General features: G+C 64.4%; 1 protein-coding gene and 1 pseudogene. Both read left to right on the top strand.

Annotation, left to right across the window (positions count from 1 at the left end; genetic code table 11):
• Nucleotides 1-188: pseudogene (locus A9W95_RS19305) on the top strand (hypothetical protein); the annotation flags it as partial.
• A gap of 46 nt (nucleotides 189-234) precedes the next feature.
• On the top strand, nucleotides 235-558 hold the full coding sequence (locus A9W95_RS19300) for a DUF732 domain-containing protein (protein WP_067416356.1): 324 nt from the start codon (nucleotides 235-237) through the stop codon (nucleotides 556-558).
• Nucleotides 559-585 lie beyond the last annotated feature (27 nt).

Raw genomic sequence — 585 nt, 5'->3', positions numbered from 1 at the left:
CACCGGCGGCCGTACGCCCATCGGTCCAGCTGATCAGTGAGCCCATCACCACCGGTGAGTCCGGAGCGGGAAACGTGTTGAGCGGCATGCCCGTTGGCGGCACCGGGGCCGGCGCGCGGGGCGCCGGTGCTGGTCCGCGCTACGGGTTCAAGCCCACGATCATGGCACGTCCGCTGCCCGCCGGCTAACAGCAGACTCCACCCATCCGCCGTCTCATCGAAAGGAGCAGCAAATATGATCAAACGCATCTTGGTTGTGACGGTCGCGTTGCTTGGACCGCTTGGAGCTCTGGCAACCGCTCATGCCGACACCTCTGCAGACGCGAAGTTCATCGCGCTGCTGAAGAACGAGGGCATCAGCGACCACATCTCGCCGGCCCACGCCATCGAGGGCGGTCACATGGTGTGCACGAAGCTGGACCAGGGCATGTCACCGACCGAGGTGGCCAACGACGTGCTCAACAGCAGCTCGATGCCTGCCTATCACTCCGGGTACTTCGTCGGCGCCGCCATCGAAATCTACTGCCCGCAGTACGAGCCCGAGGAATCGAAAACCTAACGAGACGCGAAAGCGACGCCGCTGCCG

Source organism: Mycobacterium sp. 1423905.2, assembly GCF_001673155.1.
GTDB lineage: Bacteria > Actinomycetota > Actinomycetes > Mycobacteriales > Mycobacteriaceae > Mycobacterium.
Note: the sequence above shows the minus strand (reverse complement) of the source record. Positions and strands in the feature narration are given on the sequence as shown.

What these genes read in the sequence shown, in the direction of transcription:
- A9W95_RS19300 (WP_067416356.1), top strand. Translation starts at nt 235, where the DNA reads ATGATCAAACGCATCTTGGTTGTGACGGTCGCGTTGCTTGGACCGCTT.